Raw genomic sequence first — 17629 nt, forward strand, 5'->3', positions numbered from 1 at the left:
TCACATCGTTTTTTTCTGCCAAAAATACATAAGTTATGTCGTTTGAAGTTATTTGAATATGTTCAAAATAAAACAGTATAGTTCTATTTTATAAAAAGAGAGCCATTCCAAAATCTGGAATAGCTCTCTTTTGTTTAAAGATTATGCATTTTCTTCTTCTTGTTGGTGATATTTCTTTTTAGGTTGGTGATAGTAAATAGATAACAATATACCGACACCAAACATTAAGCTCCATAAAGCACTACCACCATAACTAATAAATGGTAATGGTATACCCGTAATCGGTAACAATTGAATCGTCATACCTATATTTTGTAAAACATGGAATAGTATCAATGAAATAAATCCAATTATAAATAGTTTCGCATATAGGCTTTCTAATTTAGTTGCTAATCTTATTAAATGTATGATTAGTATTAAATAAATAAGTAGTAAAACGACTGCACCGATAAAACCAAATTCTTCTCCAATTACTGAGAAAATGAAGTCGGTATGATTTTCAGGTATATAAACTTCACCATGATTAAATCCTTTACCGAATAACTGACCTGAACCGATTGCTTTAAGTGATTCTGTTAGATGATAACCATCGCCACTACTAAATGTATATGGATCAAGCCATGAGTTAATACGACCTAGTTGATATGTTTGAATACCTAATAGCTTTTCGAAAATCGTTGATTTAAAAATAATCGATAAAATAATACTAGCGCCTGCTACTATTACAAAGATAAATAACGGAGCTAATATTCTCCACGTAATACCACTTACAATTAACATCCCAGCAATGATTGCACAAATTACTAAAGTTGTACCTAAGTCATTTTGTAATAGAATGAGTATCATTGGAATTATAGATAGACCACAAATTTTAAAGAATAATTTGAAGTCCGTTCTAATTGATGGTTTAAAGGTAAATCGATTATGATTAGAAATTAATTTTGCTAATGCCAATATGAGTATAATCTTCATAAATTCTGAAGGTTGTATACTAATTGGACCTGCTTTAAACCAACTTTGTGCACCGTTGATGACAGGCATCAATGGGTTTGGTGGTATGATAACTAAAATTAATAACGCTACACATAAAATAATGTAAAGTGTATATGTATGTCGGAATAACTTTTTCGGTGAAATAAGCATGATTAATCCAGCAATTATACCACCGAAAATATAATAAAGTATTTGTCTAATACTGAAGTTAGCGCTATATTGTCCGCCGCCCATTGCCGAACTTATTATAGTGATACTGATAATTGCTAAAAGTGCAAGGATAGCGACTAATTTCCAGTCTATCCGTCTAAACCAGGGGTTATTCTTTAATTGACGTAAACTGTTCATTTCTTACTCCTTTAAAATGCTAGAATCTCTATAAATATGTATTATACATTGAGTTTATCGAATTTTACATCATTTTGCTAGAAAGAGGGTATCTCTTTTACAAATTCGATTAAAAAATACATTTTGAATATAAACCACCATACATAAATTTCAAAAAAAGATTGTCACTATCATAAGTTATTTTAATAATGAAAATATAAATAAGTAGTAATGAGATTAACACAAATTAAATAACGACTCGCTTACTTATTTTATTTATAATCATTTTAATCTATATGAAAAAATTAAAGTTAGCACTTAAATGAACCCCTAAACAAATGCATAAGAGTATATAATCATGGTATGATATACCTTAAGAATGGTAGATGGAGGAAAATATATGACTAAGGAAAATATATGTATTGTATATGGTGGTAAAAGCGCAGAACACGATGTTTCTATATTAACTGCTCAAAATGTTCTTAACGCAATCGATAAAGAACAATATCAAGTTGATATCATATACATTACGAATGATGGCGACTGGAAAAAACAAGATAATATTACATCTGAAATAGAAAATATTGATGACTTACGATTAAGCGATGTAGAAGCGGGGGAAATCTCGCAATTGCTTAAAGTAGGCAGTTCAGGGCAACCATATAGTGCAGTATTTCCATTATTACATGGTCCGAACGGTGAAGATGGTACAATTCAAGGTCTATTTGAAGTATTAGATATTCCATATGTTGGAAATGGTGTATTAGCTGCTTCAAGTTCAATGGATAAACTTGTGATGAAACAATTATTTGAACATAGAGGATTACCACAATTACCGTATGTTAGTTTCTTAAGAAGTGAATACAGAAAGTATGAAAATAATATATTAAAACTTGTATACGATAAATTAGAATATCCAGTATTCGTTAAACCTGCTAATTTAGGTTCAAGTGTAGGAATTAGTAAATGTAGCAACGAGGAAGAATTAAAATCTGGTATTGAAGAAGCCTTCCAATTTGACCGTAAATTAGTTATTGAACAAGGTATTAACGCTAGAGAAATTGAAGTTGCGGTCTTAGGTAACGATTATCCAGAAACGACGTGGCCTGGCGAAGTAGTAAAAGACGTGGCTTTCTATGACTATAAAGCGAAATACAAAGATGGCAAGATTAGATTAGATATTCCTGCTGATCTTGATGAAGAAGTTAAGATGACGTTAAGAAATATGGCAGTTGAAGCATTTAAAGCAACGGACTGTGCAGGATTGTTACGTGCTGACTTCTTTGTGACTGATGATAATCAAATATTCATTAACGAAACGAATGCTATGCCTGGCTTTACTGCTTATAGTATGTATCCAAGTTTATGGGAAAATATGGGACTTTCATATGCTGATTTAATTACTAAATTGATTGATTTAGCAAAAGAAAAGCACGAAGAAAAGAAAAAGAACAAATACAATATTGATTGAGGCGAATAAATAATGATTGAAGTAACTTTAGGAAAAATCAAGGAATGGATCTCTTGTGAAATCGATGAGCAACATTTGAACACTACGGTTAAAGGTGTTTCTATAGATTCTCGAGTTATTGAAAGTCAAAATTTATTTATTCCTTTTAAAGGTGAAAATGTCGATGGACATAAGTTCGTGGCGCAAGCACTTAAAGATGGTGCAGGCGCTGCATTTTATCAAAAAGATGTTCAACTTGATGGAAATGTAGAAGGTCCAATTATTTGGGTTGACGATACGTTAGAAGCTTTACAACAATTAGCAAAGGCCTACTTAAAATTCGTTGGTCCCAAGGTCATTGCAGTTACTGGTTCAAATGGTAAAACAACGACAAAAGATATGATTGAAAGCGTGTTAAAATCACATTATAAAGTGAAGAAGACACAAGGTAATTACAACAACGAAATTGGTTTACCATTAACGATATTGGAATTAGATCAAGATACCGAAATTTCCATTTTAGAAATGGGTATGTCAGGGTTTGGTGAAATTGAATTATTATCAAATATAGCGCACCCGGATATAGCTGTCATCACTAATATTGGTGAATCACATATGCAAGATTTAGGATCTAGAGAAGGGATTGCGCAAGCTAAATCAGAAATTACTAAAGGACTGATAGATGGTGGCTTGTTCATTTACGATGGAGATGAACCACTATTAAAGCCACATGTCGAACAACTTAATCATGTCGATTGTATAAGTATTGGTTTAGAGAGTTCGAATGTGAAAACTTGTCATTTTGAACAAGTTACAGATAAAGGCATTCAATTTAATATTAACGGTACTGACCAGTACAAATTACCAGTACTTGGAGCTCATAACATGAAAAATGCGACAATTGCAATTACAATTGGTGAGCAATTAAACTTAGATTATGAAACAATCTATCATAATATTTCACATGTGCAACTCACAGGTATGCGCATGGAACAACACCATTTAGACGATAATACGGTCATTATCAACGACGCCTATAATGCAAGTCCTACTAGTATGAAAGCAGCAATCGATACATTATCTAATATGGGAGGACGTAAATCCATAATATTAGCTGATGTATTAGAGCTTGGTGGTATTAGTGAAGAAATGCATAAATCAGTTGGTGATTATTTAGAGGATAAGGCGATTGCGAATTTATATACGTTTGGCAATGAATCAAAGTTTATCAATGAAACAGGCCAACCTCACGTTGATAAAGCTGTACATTTTGAAGATAAACAACTTCTAATTGACCATATTTTAGATAATATGACGCAAGGTGATAAAATATTAGTTAAAGGTTCTAGAGGTATGAAGTTAGAAGAAGTTGTCGAAGCGATTATCGAAGCAAATAAGTAGTACCATCAATATGTCGCAGGCAAATATTGGTTACATCTCCTAATAAGGATTACCTTATTAGGAGATTTTTTGAATTTAGTTGATATTAAGTATTTTTGAACAGATCACTGGTTACAATTAAAAATTAAGTCATTTGTTAAATTAAAACAACTTCTGCACAATTTTTTTGAGTATTATAATGAGTGCTCATTTAATAAAAAACAAACGCTTTCAATGTCTTTGTAATAGGCTTTATATTTCTATTAAATTAAATTAGAAAGTAGATATTACATCTCATTTAGAAATTGGTTTATTGCGATTATATACTTGAGGTGGTACTATTAAGAAGTTGAAGAAACTTAAACGAATAAATATGTATAGTAATACAGATAAATAAAGGAGAATTATATTGCAAAATTTTAAAGAATTAGGGATCTCGGACAAGTTGGCAGAAACCCTAGAATCAATCGGGTTTACAGAAGCCACTCCGATACAAAAAGATAGTATCCCTCTTGCCTTAGAAGGCAAAGATGTTCTTGGTCAAGCGCAAACTGGGACAGGTAAAACAGGTGCGTTTGGTATACCATTAATCGAAAAAGTCGTTGGAACAACTGGCGTTCAAGCATTAATTTTAGCTCCAACACGTGAATTGGCTATGCAAGTTGCTGAGTCAATCAAAGAATTTAGTAAAGGGCAAAATGTACAAGTTGTTACAGTATTTGGGGGCATGCCTATAGACCGTCAAATCAAAACCCTTAAAAAAGGACCTCAAATCGTTGTGGGTACACCTGGTCGTGTAATAGACCATTTAAACCGTCGCACACTTAAAACAAATGATATTAAAACATTAATATTAGATGAAGCGGATGAAATGATGAACATGGGCTTCATTGACGATATGAAATTCATTATGGACAAGATTCCAGCTTCACAAAGACAAACAATGCTATTTTCAGCGACGATGCCAAAAGCCATTCAAACATTAGTTCAACAATTTATGAAATCACCTCAAATTGTTAAAACAATGAACAATGAAAATTCTAACCCACAAATAGAAGAATTCTACACTATTGTGAAAGAACTTGAGAAGTTCGATACATTTACAAATTTCTTAGATGTTCATCAACCTGATTTAGCAATTGTGTTCGGACGGACAAAACGTCGTGTTGATGAATTAACAAGTGCATTAATTTCTAAAGGATATAAAGCTGAAGGTTTACACGGGGATATTACTCAAGCTAAACGTTTAGAAGTATTGAAAAAGTTCAAAAACGATCAACTTGATATATTAGTTGCAACAGACGTAGCTGCAAGAGGACTTGATATTTCAGGTGTCAGCCACGTATACAATTTCGATATCCCTCAAGATACTGAAAGTTATACGCACAGGATCGGTCGTACTGGCCGTGCTGGTAAAGAAGGCATTGCGATTACTTTCGTTAATCCGATTGAAATGGATTATATTAGACAAATTGAACATTCTAACAATCGTCAAATGCAAGCTTTAAGACCACCACATCGTAAAGAAGTATTAAAAGCGCGCGAAAATGACATTAAAGGTAAAGTAAAAGACTGGATGTTAAAAGATAGCGAACCTCGTTTACAACGTATTGCGACAGAATTACTTGAAGAATATAATGAGACAGAATTAATTGCATCATTACTTCAAGAATTAGTTGAATCAAATGATGATGTTGATGTTCAATTAACATTTGAAAAGCCTTTATCACGTAAAAATCGTCAAAGTAAAGGACCGAAACGTGGTAATCATAAACGTGGCAATAAATTTGATAATAAAAATCGTCGCGGTAAAGGCGGTTACAATAATAAAAAGAAAAATGATCGTTCATCAGACAGAAAAAATAATAAAAAGTCGATGAAAGGTCGTACATTTGCTGATCATCAGAAATAATTAAATACTTTAATATGCTCATTTAATTTGAGCTGTTACGAAAAAATTCTAACCCTTCACAGATGCATGTGAAGGGTTTTTGGTGTTTTTATATCACGATATTTGTTTTATATTAAGTTTATAATTAGCTATAAAAAAGGATAGACAAATTAAATATAAATGTTATGTTATAATTAATCAAAACTATAGAGGAGTGGCCTAATGCTAAGTGATTCAACAATGTATAAAAGCCCGAAACAAGCACTTTATTATCATTACATAACACGTTTGTTTAATAGTGCTTTTGGCATTATTGTACTCGTATTTTTTATATATTTATGGCAATTATTTAACTGGTGGCATGGACTGATTTATCTATTTAGTGGTCTAATCTTGTTGGAAATTCTCTTATTGATATTTCGGCCATGGATCAAATATCGATATGCTTATTACAAAGTGTCAAACCCGATCATTGAAGTGAAAAATGGCTTGTTCTTTAAAAGGAAAGAAATTATGAAATTTGAACGTATCCAATACATAGAAAGGAAGAGTAATCCTATTTTAAGTAAGATGCAACTGTCTCAAGTTACTATGTTAACAGCAGGACATGTGATAGTACTACCATTAATGAAAAATGATGAGGTAGACCGGTTAGAAACCGAAATTTTACAATACCTGAGAGGAGCTGATTATGATGTCTAGACCTCAAAAGCTACATCCTATTTCATACCTTTCGGGTTTAATTAACGTGATTAAACAAAATATTGTCTTCATTATCATTTTTAGTTTATTTAATTTAAGAAGCTTTGATTTTACAAATTTACAAAATTATATTTTCCCAGGTATTTATCTTGGGTTTCTATTGATTGTATCGATATATCAGGGCGTAAAGATATATAACACACGTTATTGGATTGAAGATGATCATTTTATATTACAAACAGGTGTATTTTCAAAATCGAAAAAAGAGTTAAATATTCGACGTATACAATCTATGGAAACTTCACAAGGTTTATTAAGTCAGATTGTTAACGGGGTAGAATTACATATAAAAACCCCAAGTGATGGCATCAATTTAGAAACGGTTACTAAGCAACAAAGCCAGTTGATTAGAGAGTCAATTATCGATAGACAGAAAGCTTTAGAAGATAAAGGGGAAGTAAAAGCGCAACGTGTTGAAAATCTAGAACACCAATCACAACAAACACATATGTATCAACTTAACTTCAAAGAATTGTTAACCATGGCGATGACGAGTGGCGCAATTGGTGTGACTTTTGTAACTTTATCTCCGATTGTAGGGGCATTTTCAGATCATTTTCCTTGGCATTGGTTGGGAACTGTTTTAGGGAGCTTATCTTCTTCAATTTTACTGAAAGTAATTTTGTTTTTAATTGGACTGTTAATTTTAAGTTATATATGTGGCGTCATTTTAGTTGTCATTCGATACTATAATTATACGCTCACGCGACAAGGTAACCAACTTCATATAAAGTACGGTTTACTTAATATTAAAAATATTACTGTTCCAACAGACCGCGTGCAAGCAGTTATAGAAAAACAATCATTTATCAGAGCATTATTAGGTTATACATCTATCCAATTTCTAATTACTAGTGATGATAATGATCTTTCGTCAGATAATGAAGCGACCGCAGAAGGAAATGTTATGATATTACCATTCATTCATAAACGCCAGGCATATGACATTCTTGCCAAATTAATACCACAAATGGCGTTTAAGGATACAAGAAAAGGTAAGCCATGGCGTAGTTACCATAAACATTTTTGGGTTCAATCAGTTGTTATTTTAGTTATTGCTGAAATCATAAATTACTTTTGGCAACCATGGATATTTATTTTAGCAGCAATTTTAATTATTTACTTAATCTTGCAGAGTATTATTGTAGTTAAACAATCAGGACTTGAACTATTTAAAAATGAGTTGGCTGTGCGAAAAGTGACTTTATTTGGTTATAAAAACAGTTATTTGAAGCATGATAAATTATTAGGGTTGGAAATAAATACGACACCAATTTCAGAAAAAAGTGACTTGGCGAACTTCAACTTCATTATTGCCAAAGGAATGGGAAGTGAATATATTGGTTTGGATTATATTAATGAAAGTGAAGTTGAAATGTTACGAGAGTGGTATTTGAAAGGAGTAGATTATGACTCAATATAATTATATGGAACCTTCTGGTGTGAAAGTGATGCGTATTTCAGCCTTAATAACGATTGTCATTTTATTGTTGGTAGCAGCTATATTATTTATCGTGGATAGCCTTTGGTTAAATCTACTTTCAAAGTCTGCCCATACATGGTATCTCGTCATAGGTGGTTGTGCAGCATTAGTCAGTATAATCGTTTGGGTTATCATCGTACCTAAAGTAAAATATAAAATATTCCGATATAAAATTAATGATCACGAAGTCATCGTTAAAAGAGGCGTTTGGTTTGTAGAGGAAGTAAAGGTACCTATCTTCAGAATTCAAAATATTGATAGTTTTGAAGGTTTATTGATGAGAAAGCATAAGTTAACTAATTTAACGTTATCCACGGCTGGTGGTACTATCGAAATTAAGTTAATCAATAAAAAGCAAGCTTCAAACATTAAACGAACAATAAAACAAATGAATAGGGATAGAGAAAGATAAATTGAATTATATTTTCGCACGAGTGATAGATAATTAATTTAGGGAGTGGGACAGAAATCGAATTTTTTAATAGAGATTTCGTAGTCCCAACCCGGCAAGGATGACTAGGATTGAAAAAACTCGATATAAGTGTATTTTCAAGTTTGCTATTTACTGCCTAGTTAATAAAAAGTCTGTGACTTCTACTTTAGTTGCACACACACTAAATAAATCACTCGTGTGTTTATTTATAAGTGAGGAGTTTGTAATGATTTACGGAATTGGAATTGATTTAGTAGAAATTGAAAGAATTCAGCAATTGTATCAACGACAACATAAATTAGTAAAACGTATACTTACAGAACAGGAAGAACTGAAATTCAATGAAATTAATAATAAGCAACGAAAAATTGAATTTTTAGCAGGTCGTTTTGCGACGAAAGAAGCATTTAGTAAAGCGGTTGGCACAGGGTTAGGTCAGTCCATTGCTATGAATGAAATCAATTGTTATAACAATGAACTTGGTAAACCTAACATTGATTATGAAGGTTATAAAGTTCATGTCAGTATTACACACACTGAACATTATGCAATGAGCCAGGTAATCATAGAAGAAACATGATAAATAAGATACTATAATCTTTTTATTTTGTTCATTTCGCGGTTTGATTTAGAATAGAATATAATAAATCGTGATGGAAGCGTCTTTGACAGTTATAGGAGGTATGTCAATATGTCTGATAAATATTATAGAGCATCGTACGTCAACGTGGATCTCAATGCAATTGCATCGAACTTTCAATTATTCCAGAAGTTACATCCTAATAAGACTGTAATGCCTGTTGTTAAAGCGAACGGCTATGGGCTAGGAAGCTTAGCGATTGCAAGGCATCTAATGGATGTTGGGGCGAATTTCTTTGCTGTTGCTACCTTAGATGAAGCGATTGAATTACGTATGCATGGGGTGAATGCTCAATTATTAATATTGGGAGTTGTGCCTACATATGATATTAGAAAAGCGTTACAACACCGTATCGCAGTAACGGTACCTTCGTTAACTTGGTTAGAGCAAGCTATCAATGAAATGCCTGAAAATAATGAAAAGGACTTATGGTTACATATTAAGTTAGATACAGGTATGGGTAGATTAGGTGTGAAAGATGTAGATGAGTATCAACAGGTGATTGATTTAATTCATGAACATGAGCATCTTATATTTGAAGGCGTCTTTACGCATTTTGCGAGTGCAGATGAACCGGGTGAATCAATGAATAATCAACAAGATAAGTTCGAATCCATTGTTGAGCAAGCTGAAAAGCCTCTTTATATTCATACACAAAACTCTGCTGGTGCCTTGATGAAAGATTTACAATATTGTAATGCCATTAGATTAGGCATATCTCTATATGGTTATTATCCTTCAAACTATGTTCGAGACAACGTAAAGGTTCATTTGAAACCGAGTGCCCAATGGGTAAGTGAAGTAGTTCAAACTAAATATTTAAAAGTAGGTGAGTCCGTTAGTTATGGCGGGGTTTACACTGCAGATGAACCTACAAAGATAGGTATTGTACCGGTAGGATATGCTGACGGGTATCCTAGACTCATGTCAGGATTTAAAGTAAATGTAGATGGACATCAATGCGAAGTTATAGGAAAAGTATGTATGGATCAAATTATTATTAAAATTCCTGAAGCAGTAGAAGCTAATGATCCAGTAATAATTATGGACCATCACCGAAACAGTGAACAATCTGCTGAAGCGCTTGCACATCAACAACAGACGATTAATTATGAAGTGCTATGCCGTTTAAGTAGAAGGCTTCCACGTGTCTATCATGGGACTGAGGAAACTGAAATTCGTAATGAATTGTTAAAATAGTATAGTCACTGTATGAAAATTTTGTTATTATTAACTTAACAATTAACTATTCCTATTCTATTTTAGTCTCATGGAGGTCTTATTCATGGTAAGTATCACGCAGAACAGAAATCATAGTATGGAACAATTACTTAAAGAAGGCTATTCTCAAATGGCTGATTTAAATCTCTCCCTTGCAGCAGAAGCTTTCCCATTCGAATGTGAAGCTTGTGATTGCAATGAACTTTATCTCAGTTCAAAGAATAACAATGAATGATGAGAAGAGGAGACGTTTATTTAGCGGATTTATCGCCAGTCCAAGGGTCTGAACAAGGAGGGATTAGGCCTGTCGTCATTATTCAGAATGATACTGGTAATAAATATAGTCCTACCGTAATTGTGGCGGCAATTACAGGTAGGATCAATAAAGCTAAGATACCTACACATGTTGAAATAGAAAAAAGTAAATATAAGCTTGATAAAGATTCCGTTATTTTACTGGAACAAATCAGAACTTTAGATAAGAATAGATTGAAAGAAAAATTAACATATCTTTCCGATGCTAAGATGGTAGAAGTCAATAATGCTATTGACATTAGTTTAGGATTACATAATGTTAGAAATTCACGCACATAGTTTTTATTAATTGAGTAATAACATTAATAAAATAATGGTTATAGACATCGATTTGCAATAGTATGCAACACGCAAGTAATTACACATAATAATGTGATTATATTAAAATCACAACCTTTCAATTTTTGTGATAATAAGCCTTTTAATAGGATGTCTAAGTTGAAAAGCTTTAGGGGATCCTAAAGCTTTTTTAATTTAATTTACTTTTGAATAACTAAATTATAATTTAGTTTAAGAATTTGCATTATATATCAAATCGATGTATGCGATTTATATTTGCATTTTGAGGAGGAAAAACCACGTGAAAGAGTTCGAAAATCAATATAAAGCGCTAATTGATGAAAGTTTACATTCGAAAGACAGTTCAGATCTATTGAAAAAAGTTGAACATTTTACTAATGAAGTTATTAAAAAAGACCTTCTACCAGAAGATATTGTAGAAATCCATAAAAGCTATGTTCAAAAGTTAGATTTAGATAGAGCTTCAATTTTAAAGACTTTCGATGTGCTTAAAGAAATCACAAGTGGCTTTGGTTATAACTACAGAGATTATCAACAACTTGTCGATCGAATGCAATATCATGATAAAGAAATCGATTTAGCGTCAAGACTTCAACAAACAATGTTAAAAACAGAAATTCCTCAATTTGATAGCATACAGATCGGTGTTATTTCAGTCGCAGCTCAAAAGGTTAGTGGCGATTATTTCAACTTAATAGATCATAAAGATGGGACGATGAGTTTCGCTGTTGCAGATGTCATTGGTAAAGGAATTCCCGCTGCCCTCGCGATGAGTATGATTAAATTCGGCATGGATTCTTATGGTCACTCACAATTGCCTAGTGATGGGTTAAAGCGATTAAACCGTGTTGTTGAGAAAAATGTTAACCAAAATATGTTCGTGACAATGTTTTACGGATTATATGAAGAACTCAACCATTTACTCTATTGTAGTTCAGCAGGACACGAGCCTGGTTATATCTATAGAGCAGATACTCAGGAGTTCGAAGAAATTAGTGTTAGAGGTAGAGTATTAGGTGTAAGCCAACAAACACGTTATAAGCAACAAGAGATACCAATTTATATAGATGATTTTGTTATCATTTTTACTGACGGTGTTACGGAAGTTAGAAATGAGGCTGGAGAATTTTTAGATAAATCCTATCTTTTAGATATGATTCATAAGTATAAACATATGCATCCACAGGACATTGTTCAATTGCTATATGAGGAAATATTAAAAATACAAAATCCCGAAAAAAGAGATGATTTAACAATATTAATCATTAAGAGAGTGAATTAATCGTTAAACTTATAACATAATTTAGCTATTTTAAAACAAATTATTTTTGTTTATAGCTCAAGGTTAGTTTTAAATTTTACGGGTATAGAAGATGTGAATGAGACTAAAATTAGGAGTGTATTTGTATGAAACTTAATATTGAAACAGAGCGTCATGATACACATTACAATGTCAAAGTTGCAGGTGAACTTGACGTTTACACTGTTCCAGAGTTAGAGGAAGTCTTAGTTCCGATGCGACAAGAAGGTACACATGACATCTATGTAAATTTAGAAAATGTAAGTTATTTAGATTCAACGGGTCTTGGATTATTTGTCGGTACTTTAAAAGCATTGAACCAACACGATAAAGAGTTATATATACTTGGCGTTTCTGATCGTATTAGCCGATTATTTGATATAACAGGCTTAAAAGACTTGATGCATGTTAATGAAGGAACGGAGGTTGAATAACATGCAACAAAAACAAGATTATATTGAAATGCGTTTGCCAGCAACTGCGGAATACGTAAGTTTAATCAGACTTACTTTATCTGGTGTGTTTACACGAGCGGGTGCTACATACGACGATATAGAAGATGCTAAAATTGCAGTGAGTGAAGCGGTAACGAATGCTGTTAAACATGCATACAAAGAAGATTCTGAACGTCAAGGTATGATTAACCTTTGCTTTGAAATTTTCGATGACAAAATAAAAATTATAATTTCTGATCAAGGTGAAAGCTTTGATTATGAAGAAACGAAAGCACAATTAGGACCCTACCAAGAAGATGAAAATATCGATTTCTTAAGAGAAGGTGGCCTCGGTTTATTCTTAATTGAATCTCTCATGGACGAAGTTACAGTAGATAAACGATCTGGGGTAACAATAAGCATGATAAAGTATATTAAAAAAGAGCAGGTGCGAAATGATGGCGAAAGAGTCGAAATCAGTTAATGATGTATCACCTGAACAAATTAATCAATGGATTAAAGAACAACAAAATAATGAGAATACTGATGCTCAAGAGAAGCTAGTGAAACATTATAGAAAACTTATTGAATCATTAGCTTATAAATATTCAAAGGGTCAGTCACATCATGAGGATTTAGTTCAGGTTGGTATGGTAGGCTTAATAGGTGCTATTAACCGTTTTGACTTATCCTTCGATAGAAAGTTTGAAGCCTTTTTAGTTCCTACTGTCATTGGAGAAATCAAAAGATATTTACGCGATAAAACTTGGAGTGTACATGTACCTAGAAGAATTAAAGAAATTGGTCCACGTATAAAGAAGGTAAGTGATGAACTCACGAACGAGTTGGAACGATCACCTTCAATTGAAGAAATTGCGGATAGATTAGAAGTTAACGATGAGGATGTTCTTGAAGCAATGGAAATGGGTCAAAGTTACAATGCTTTAAGCGTTGATCATTCAATCGAAGCTGATAAAGATGGTTCAACGGTTACATTGTTAGACATCATGGGTCAACAAGATCACAATTATGACTTAACAGAGAAACGAATGATTCTAGAGAAAATATTACCAATTTTAACAGAGCGAGAGAGACAAATTATTCAATGTACATTTATTGAGGGCTTAAGTCAAAAAGAAACAGGTGAACGCATAGGTTTAAGTCAAATGCATGTTTCAAGACTTCAAAGAACAGCGATAAAAAAATTACAAGAAGCAGCAAATAAATAATCAATACAAATTTATATAACAAATGCTTCGTTATTAAATGAGATGTTAAAGGCGACTTCTAATAAATAGAAGTCGCCTGTTTTTCATCTAAAGTCACAAAGCGTTTGTGGTTATTATAATCAATTCTATGTAATATATATGTTAAAATATTTTAGTATCATTAATTTTGAAAGAAACGAGCGGAGGAGACTATGGATAGTAATTTAATACAATCTATAAATAATCAATACAACTTTTCGACGCAACAAATTAAAGCAGTATTATCACTGCTAGAAGAGAAGAACACAGTGCCATTTATAGCACGTTATAGAAAAGAACAAACTGGTGGCCTCGATGAAGTTGAAATTAAAAAAATAAATGATGAATATCAATATATGGTGAATCTTCAAAAACGTAAAGACGAAGTGATTAACAGTATTGATGAACAAGGTTTGTTAACGGATGACCTAAAAGCAGATATTTTAAAACAAACTAAACTGCAACGTGTAGAAGATTTATATCGTCCATACAAACAAAAGAAAAAAACACGTGCTACTGAAGCGAAGCGTAAGGGTCTAGAACCACTTGCTAAATGGTTAACACAACCGAAATTAGAACAATCAATCGAGCACAAAGCACAACAATTCTTAAATGAGGAAGTAGAAACAATTAGCGATGCAATCCAAGGCGCACAAGACATCATTGCGGAAAACGTTTCAGATGAACCGAAATACCGTGAAAAGATTTTGAAGGATACGTATCAACACGGACAAATCGTTACGCAAAAGAAAAAGAAAGCCGAAGACGAGTTAGAAACCTATGCTATGTATTACGATTATGCAGAGCCTATTAAGAAAATTGCTAACCATCGAGTGTTAGCCGTTAACCGTGGGGAAAAAGAAAAAGTTTTAACAGTGAAAATTGATATGGATACTCAAGGCATCGAGAACTTTATCCGCAAAAATGAAATTACCACGCAACATGAAGGTACAGAAGTGATTTCGAATGCAATTAAAGATAGTTTAAAACGATTAATCATGCCATCAATCGAGAGAGAAATCAGAGCAGATTTAACGAAAAAAGCTGAAGATCATGCAATTGATGTCTTTAGTGAAAACTTAAGAAATTTATTATTGCAACCACCAATGCAAGGTAAACAAATATTAGGCGTAGATCCAGCATTTCGAACAGGATGCAAATTAGCTGTAATTAATCCCTTTGGTACATTTGTTGCTAAAGGCGTGATGTATCCACATCCGCCAGTAAACAAAAAGGCAGAAGCAGAACAGACTTTCTTACAATTTGTTAAAGACTACGATGTTGAACTTGTAGCTATTGGTAATGGAACAGCAAGTCGAGAGTCTGAACAATTCGTAGCTTCTATGATACAGAAACATAATCTTGATATACAATTTATTATTGTCAATGAAGCGGGTGCATCAGTTTATTCAGCTTCAGAAATTGCGCGTAATGAATTTCCTGATTTTCAAGTAGAAGAGCGAAGTGCTGTATCAATTGGTAGAAGGGTACAAGACCCATTAAGTGAATTGGTTAAGATCGACCCTAAATCAATTGGTGTCGGTCAATATCAACACGATGTAAACCAGAAATCGTTAGAAGGTGCACTTACATTCGTAGTAGAAACAGCCGTAAACCAAGTAGGTGTTGATGTAAATACTGCTTCGAAATCATTATTACAATATGTATCAGGTCTATCAAACAGCATTGCCCAAAATATTATCGACTATCGAGAAGAAAATGGAGCAATTAAGCATAATAAAGAGATCGCAAAAGTAAAACGTCTAGGCGCTAAAACATTTGAACAAAGTATAGGGTTCTTGAGAATTGTAGAAGGTAGTGAACCTTTAGATAATACATCTATACACCCTGAAAGTTATGAAGCGACTTATACATTATTGAATGCAATTAATATGAATGGCGATGATTTAGGTACAGACAATTTGAAAAAAGCATTAAATCAATTAGATATTAAAGAAACAGCTGAAAAGCTCAATATCGGTGAACCTACGTTAGAAGATATTATTAAGTCATTGATTGCACCGAATCGCGATCCACGTGATGCATTTGAAACACCAATTTTAAAGTCAGATGTACTTTCTATAGAAGATTTATCTAAAAATATGAAATTAAGTGGAACCGTTCGAAATGTCGTGGACTTTGGTGCTTTTGTTGATATTGGTGTGAAACAAGATGGTTTAGTACACGTTTCGAAATTATCAAAGAAATTTGTTAAAAACCCAATGGATGTTGTTAGTGTTGGTGATATCGTGGACGTTTGGATACTTGATATTGATGAAAAGAAAGGCAAAGTTTCACTCACAATGATTGATCCAAATGAATAATGAAGACTTGCAACAGATGACTGAAACATTGTCGAAAGATTACTTTAGCCTGCCTTTTAAACATCAAGCATATTTTAATAAACGCTTGCGAACTACTGGGGGACGCTATCTTTTAAAAAGTCATAACATTGAGATTAATTATAAGCAGTATGAACATTTTGGAAAAGATGCCATTGTTCAAGTTGTATTACATGAGCTATGCCATTATCATCTTCATTTACAAAACAAAGGGTACCAACATCGAGATCAAGACTTTAAAAAATTAAGTAAACAAGTGGGTGCACCTAGGTATTGTACACCTACTGAAAAATACGAAGATCGTGTAAATTATATGTATCAATGTCTTCAATGTGGTACGAAAGCATATAGAATACGCAAAGTGAATGTTAAAAAAATGGTATGTGGTAAATGTGGAGGAAGACTCAAAGAATTCAATATAAAATAGTTCATTAATTAATATTATTAGGTAACCGTAATTTGTTCTTTAAATCGCAGAACAAATTGCGGTATTTTTATGTGTAGAATTTCTTGGGATTTTAGATATATTAATAATGGATAGTCGAAAATGTTAATAATATTAAAGTTAAAAAGTTAAAATTGCTGCTAAATACAGGAAATTTAAAGAAAATCAAATTTTTTAGTGAATTTCTATTGACGTTGGATTGAATATATTATAGTATATAAAACGTTGCGAAAATAATATGAACTTCGATTAACGCAGTATTAAATTTATTAATTAAATCTTAATTTATTATTGACATTGCATTACAAATAATTTACAATGTTAAATACAGTAATCGGAAATAAAGCGTTTTGCCAAGCGGTCGTGGCGGAATGGCAGACGCGCTAGGTTGAGGGCCTAGTGGGAGTAATCCCGTGGAGGTTCAAATCCTCTCGGCCGCATCAAATAGCAATTCAAATTTATAATGCGGGTGTAGTTTAATGGCAAAACCTCAGCCTTCCAAGCTGATGTTGTGGGTTCGATTCCCATCACCCGCTCCATTTTAAATAATATTTAATGAACATTGAAAACTGAATGACAATATGTCAACGTTAATTCCAAACACTACAACTTAAAGTTGTTAACAAGTGTTGAAGAAACACATTTAGTATTATGAGCTAATCAAAC

17 protein-coding genes and 2 tRNA genes are annotated in these 17629 nt (G+C 32.8%); 18 read left to right on the forward strand and 1 reads right to left on the reverse strand.

The features are described from left to right. Positions 1-141: 141 nt before the first annotated feature. Positions 142-1341, reverse strand: a complete 1200-nt coding sequence (locus tag NGI30_RS02655; protein ID WP_251518283.1) for an FtsW/RodA/SpoVE family cell cycle protein — start codon at positions 1339-1341, stop codon at positions 142-144. A 379-nt stretch (positions 1342-1720) separates the two neighbouring features. Between NGI30_RS02655 and NGI30_RS02660 the strand changes: the two genes are divergently transcribed. From NGI30_RS02660 to NGI30_RS02745, 18 genes are all read left to right on the forward strand, one after another. Beyond that, positions 1721-2791 (forward strand): D-alanine--D-alanine ligase, encoded by a 1071-nt coding sequence (locus NGI30_RS02660; protein WP_251518284.1) that lies wholly within the window; start codon positions 1721-1723, stop codon positions 2789-2791. A 12-nt stretch (positions 2792-2803) separates the two neighbouring features. Further along, positions 2804-4171: a UDP-N-acetylmuramoyl-tripeptide--D-alanyl-D-alanine ligase gene (locus tag NGI30_RS02665; protein ID WP_251942649.1), complete on the forward strand. Its 1368-nt coding sequence runs from the start codon at positions 2804-2806 to the stop codon at positions 4169-4171. Positions 4172-4559: 388 nt separating this feature from the next. After that, a complete protein-coding gene (cshA, locus tag NGI30_RS02670; RefSeq protein ID WP_251942650.1) occupies positions 4560-6062 on the forward strand; it encodes a degradosome RNA helicase CshA in 1503 nt (500 codons plus the stop codon). A 201-nt stretch (positions 6063-6263) separates the two neighbouring features. Then, positions 6264-6743 carry a PH domain-containing protein gene (locus NGI30_RS02675; RefSeq protein ID WP_251518287.1) on the forward strand — a complete coding sequence of 160 codons (480 nt, stop codon included), beginning with the start codon at positions 6264-6266 and terminating at the stop codon, positions 6741-6743. Further along, complete coding sequence (locus NGI30_RS02680; protein WP_353505249.1) at positions 6733-8226, forward strand: PH domain-containing protein; 1494 nt, start codon at positions 6733-6735, stop codon at positions 8224-8226. The genes NGI30_RS02675 and NGI30_RS02680 overlap by 11 nt, the downstream gene beginning before the upstream one ends. Continuing rightward, on the forward strand, positions 8213-8698 hold the full coding sequence (locus tag NGI30_RS02685) for a PH domain-containing protein (RefSeq protein ID WP_251942651.1): 486 nt from the start codon (positions 8213-8215) through the stop codon (positions 8696-8698). Before NGI30_RS02680 ends, NGI30_RS02685 begins: the two co-directional genes overlap by 14 nt. A gap of 247 nt (positions 8699-8945) precedes the next feature. Next, on the forward strand, positions 8946-9299 hold the full coding sequence (gene acpS, locus NGI30_RS02690) for a holo-ACP synthase (RefSeq protein ID WP_251518292.1): 354 nt from the start codon (positions 8946-8948) through the stop codon (positions 9297-9299). A gap of 111 nt (positions 9300-9410) precedes the next feature. After that, positions 9411-10559, forward strand: a complete 1149-nt coding sequence (alr, locus tag NGI30_RS02695) for an alanine racemase (RefSeq protein ID WP_251518294.1) — start codon at positions 9411-9413, stop codon at positions 10557-10559. Positions 10560-10644: 85 nt separating this feature from the next. After that, the gene (gene mazE, locus NGI30_RS02700; protein ID WP_251518296.1) at positions 10645-10815 is read left to right on the forward strand and encodes a type II toxin-antitoxin system antitoxin MazE; all 171 of its coding nucleotides are present in this window, start codon (positions 10645-10647) and stop codon (positions 10813-10815) included. Continuing rightward, positions 10812-11174, forward strand: coding sequence for a type II toxin-antitoxin system PemK/MazF family toxin (locus NGI30_RS02705; protein WP_251518298.1), 363 nt, complete (start codon positions 10812-10814; stop codon positions 11172-11174). The genes mazE and NGI30_RS02705 overlap by 4 nt, the downstream gene beginning before the upstream one ends. A 259-nt stretch (positions 11175-11433) precedes the next feature. Continuing rightward, positions 11434-12477, forward strand: coding sequence for a SpoIIE family protein phosphatase (locus NGI30_RS02710; protein ID WP_418128863.1), 1044 nt, complete (start codon positions 11434-11436; stop codon positions 12475-12477). A 125-nt stretch (positions 12478-12602) separates the two neighbouring features. After that, positions 12603-12929 carry an anti-sigma factor antagonist gene (locus tag NGI30_RS02715; RefSeq protein WP_251518302.1) on the forward strand — a complete coding sequence of 109 codons (327 nt, stop codon included), beginning with the start codon at positions 12603-12605 and terminating at the stop codon, positions 12927-12929. Between the two features lies 1 nt (position 12930). Beyond that, positions 12931-13413 (forward strand): anti-sigma B factor RsbW, encoded by a 483-nt coding sequence (gene rsbW, locus NGI30_RS02720; protein WP_251518304.1) that lies wholly within the window; start codon positions 12931-12933, stop codon positions 13411-13413. Beyond that, entirely contained in the window at positions 13388-14158 is a 771-nt protein-coding gene (gene sigB, locus NGI30_RS02725; protein ID WP_251519061.1) for an RNA polymerase sigma factor SigB, read from the forward strand. The genes rsbW and sigB overlap by 26 nt, the downstream gene beginning before the upstream one ends. 191 nt (positions 14159-14349) lie before the next feature. Continuing rightward, positions 14350-16500 (forward strand): Tex family protein, encoded by a 2151-nt coding sequence (locus NGI30_RS02730; protein WP_251942652.1) that lies wholly within the window; start codon positions 14350-14352, stop codon positions 16498-16500. Beyond that, positions 16493-16945 (forward strand): SprT family protein, encoded by a 453-nt coding sequence (locus NGI30_RS02735; RefSeq protein WP_251518308.1) that lies wholly within the window; start codon positions 16493-16495, stop codon positions 16943-16945. The genes NGI30_RS02730 and NGI30_RS02735 overlap by 8 nt, the downstream gene beginning before the upstream one ends. 375 nt (positions 16946-17320) lie before the next feature. Then, a tRNA-Leu gene (locus tag NGI30_RS02740) sits at positions 17321-17403 on the forward strand. 25 nt (positions 17404-17428) lie between these two features. Beyond that, positions 17429-17502: transfer RNA gene (locus NGI30_RS02745), tRNA-Gly, on the forward strand. The last annotated feature ends 127 nt before the right edge of the window (positions 17503-17629 follow it).

Source organism: Staphylococcus sp. Marseille-Q5304 (assembly GCF_943737015.1).
GTDB lineage: Bacteria > Bacillota > Bacilli > Staphylococcales > Staphylococcaceae > Staphylococcus > Staphylococcus hsinchuensis.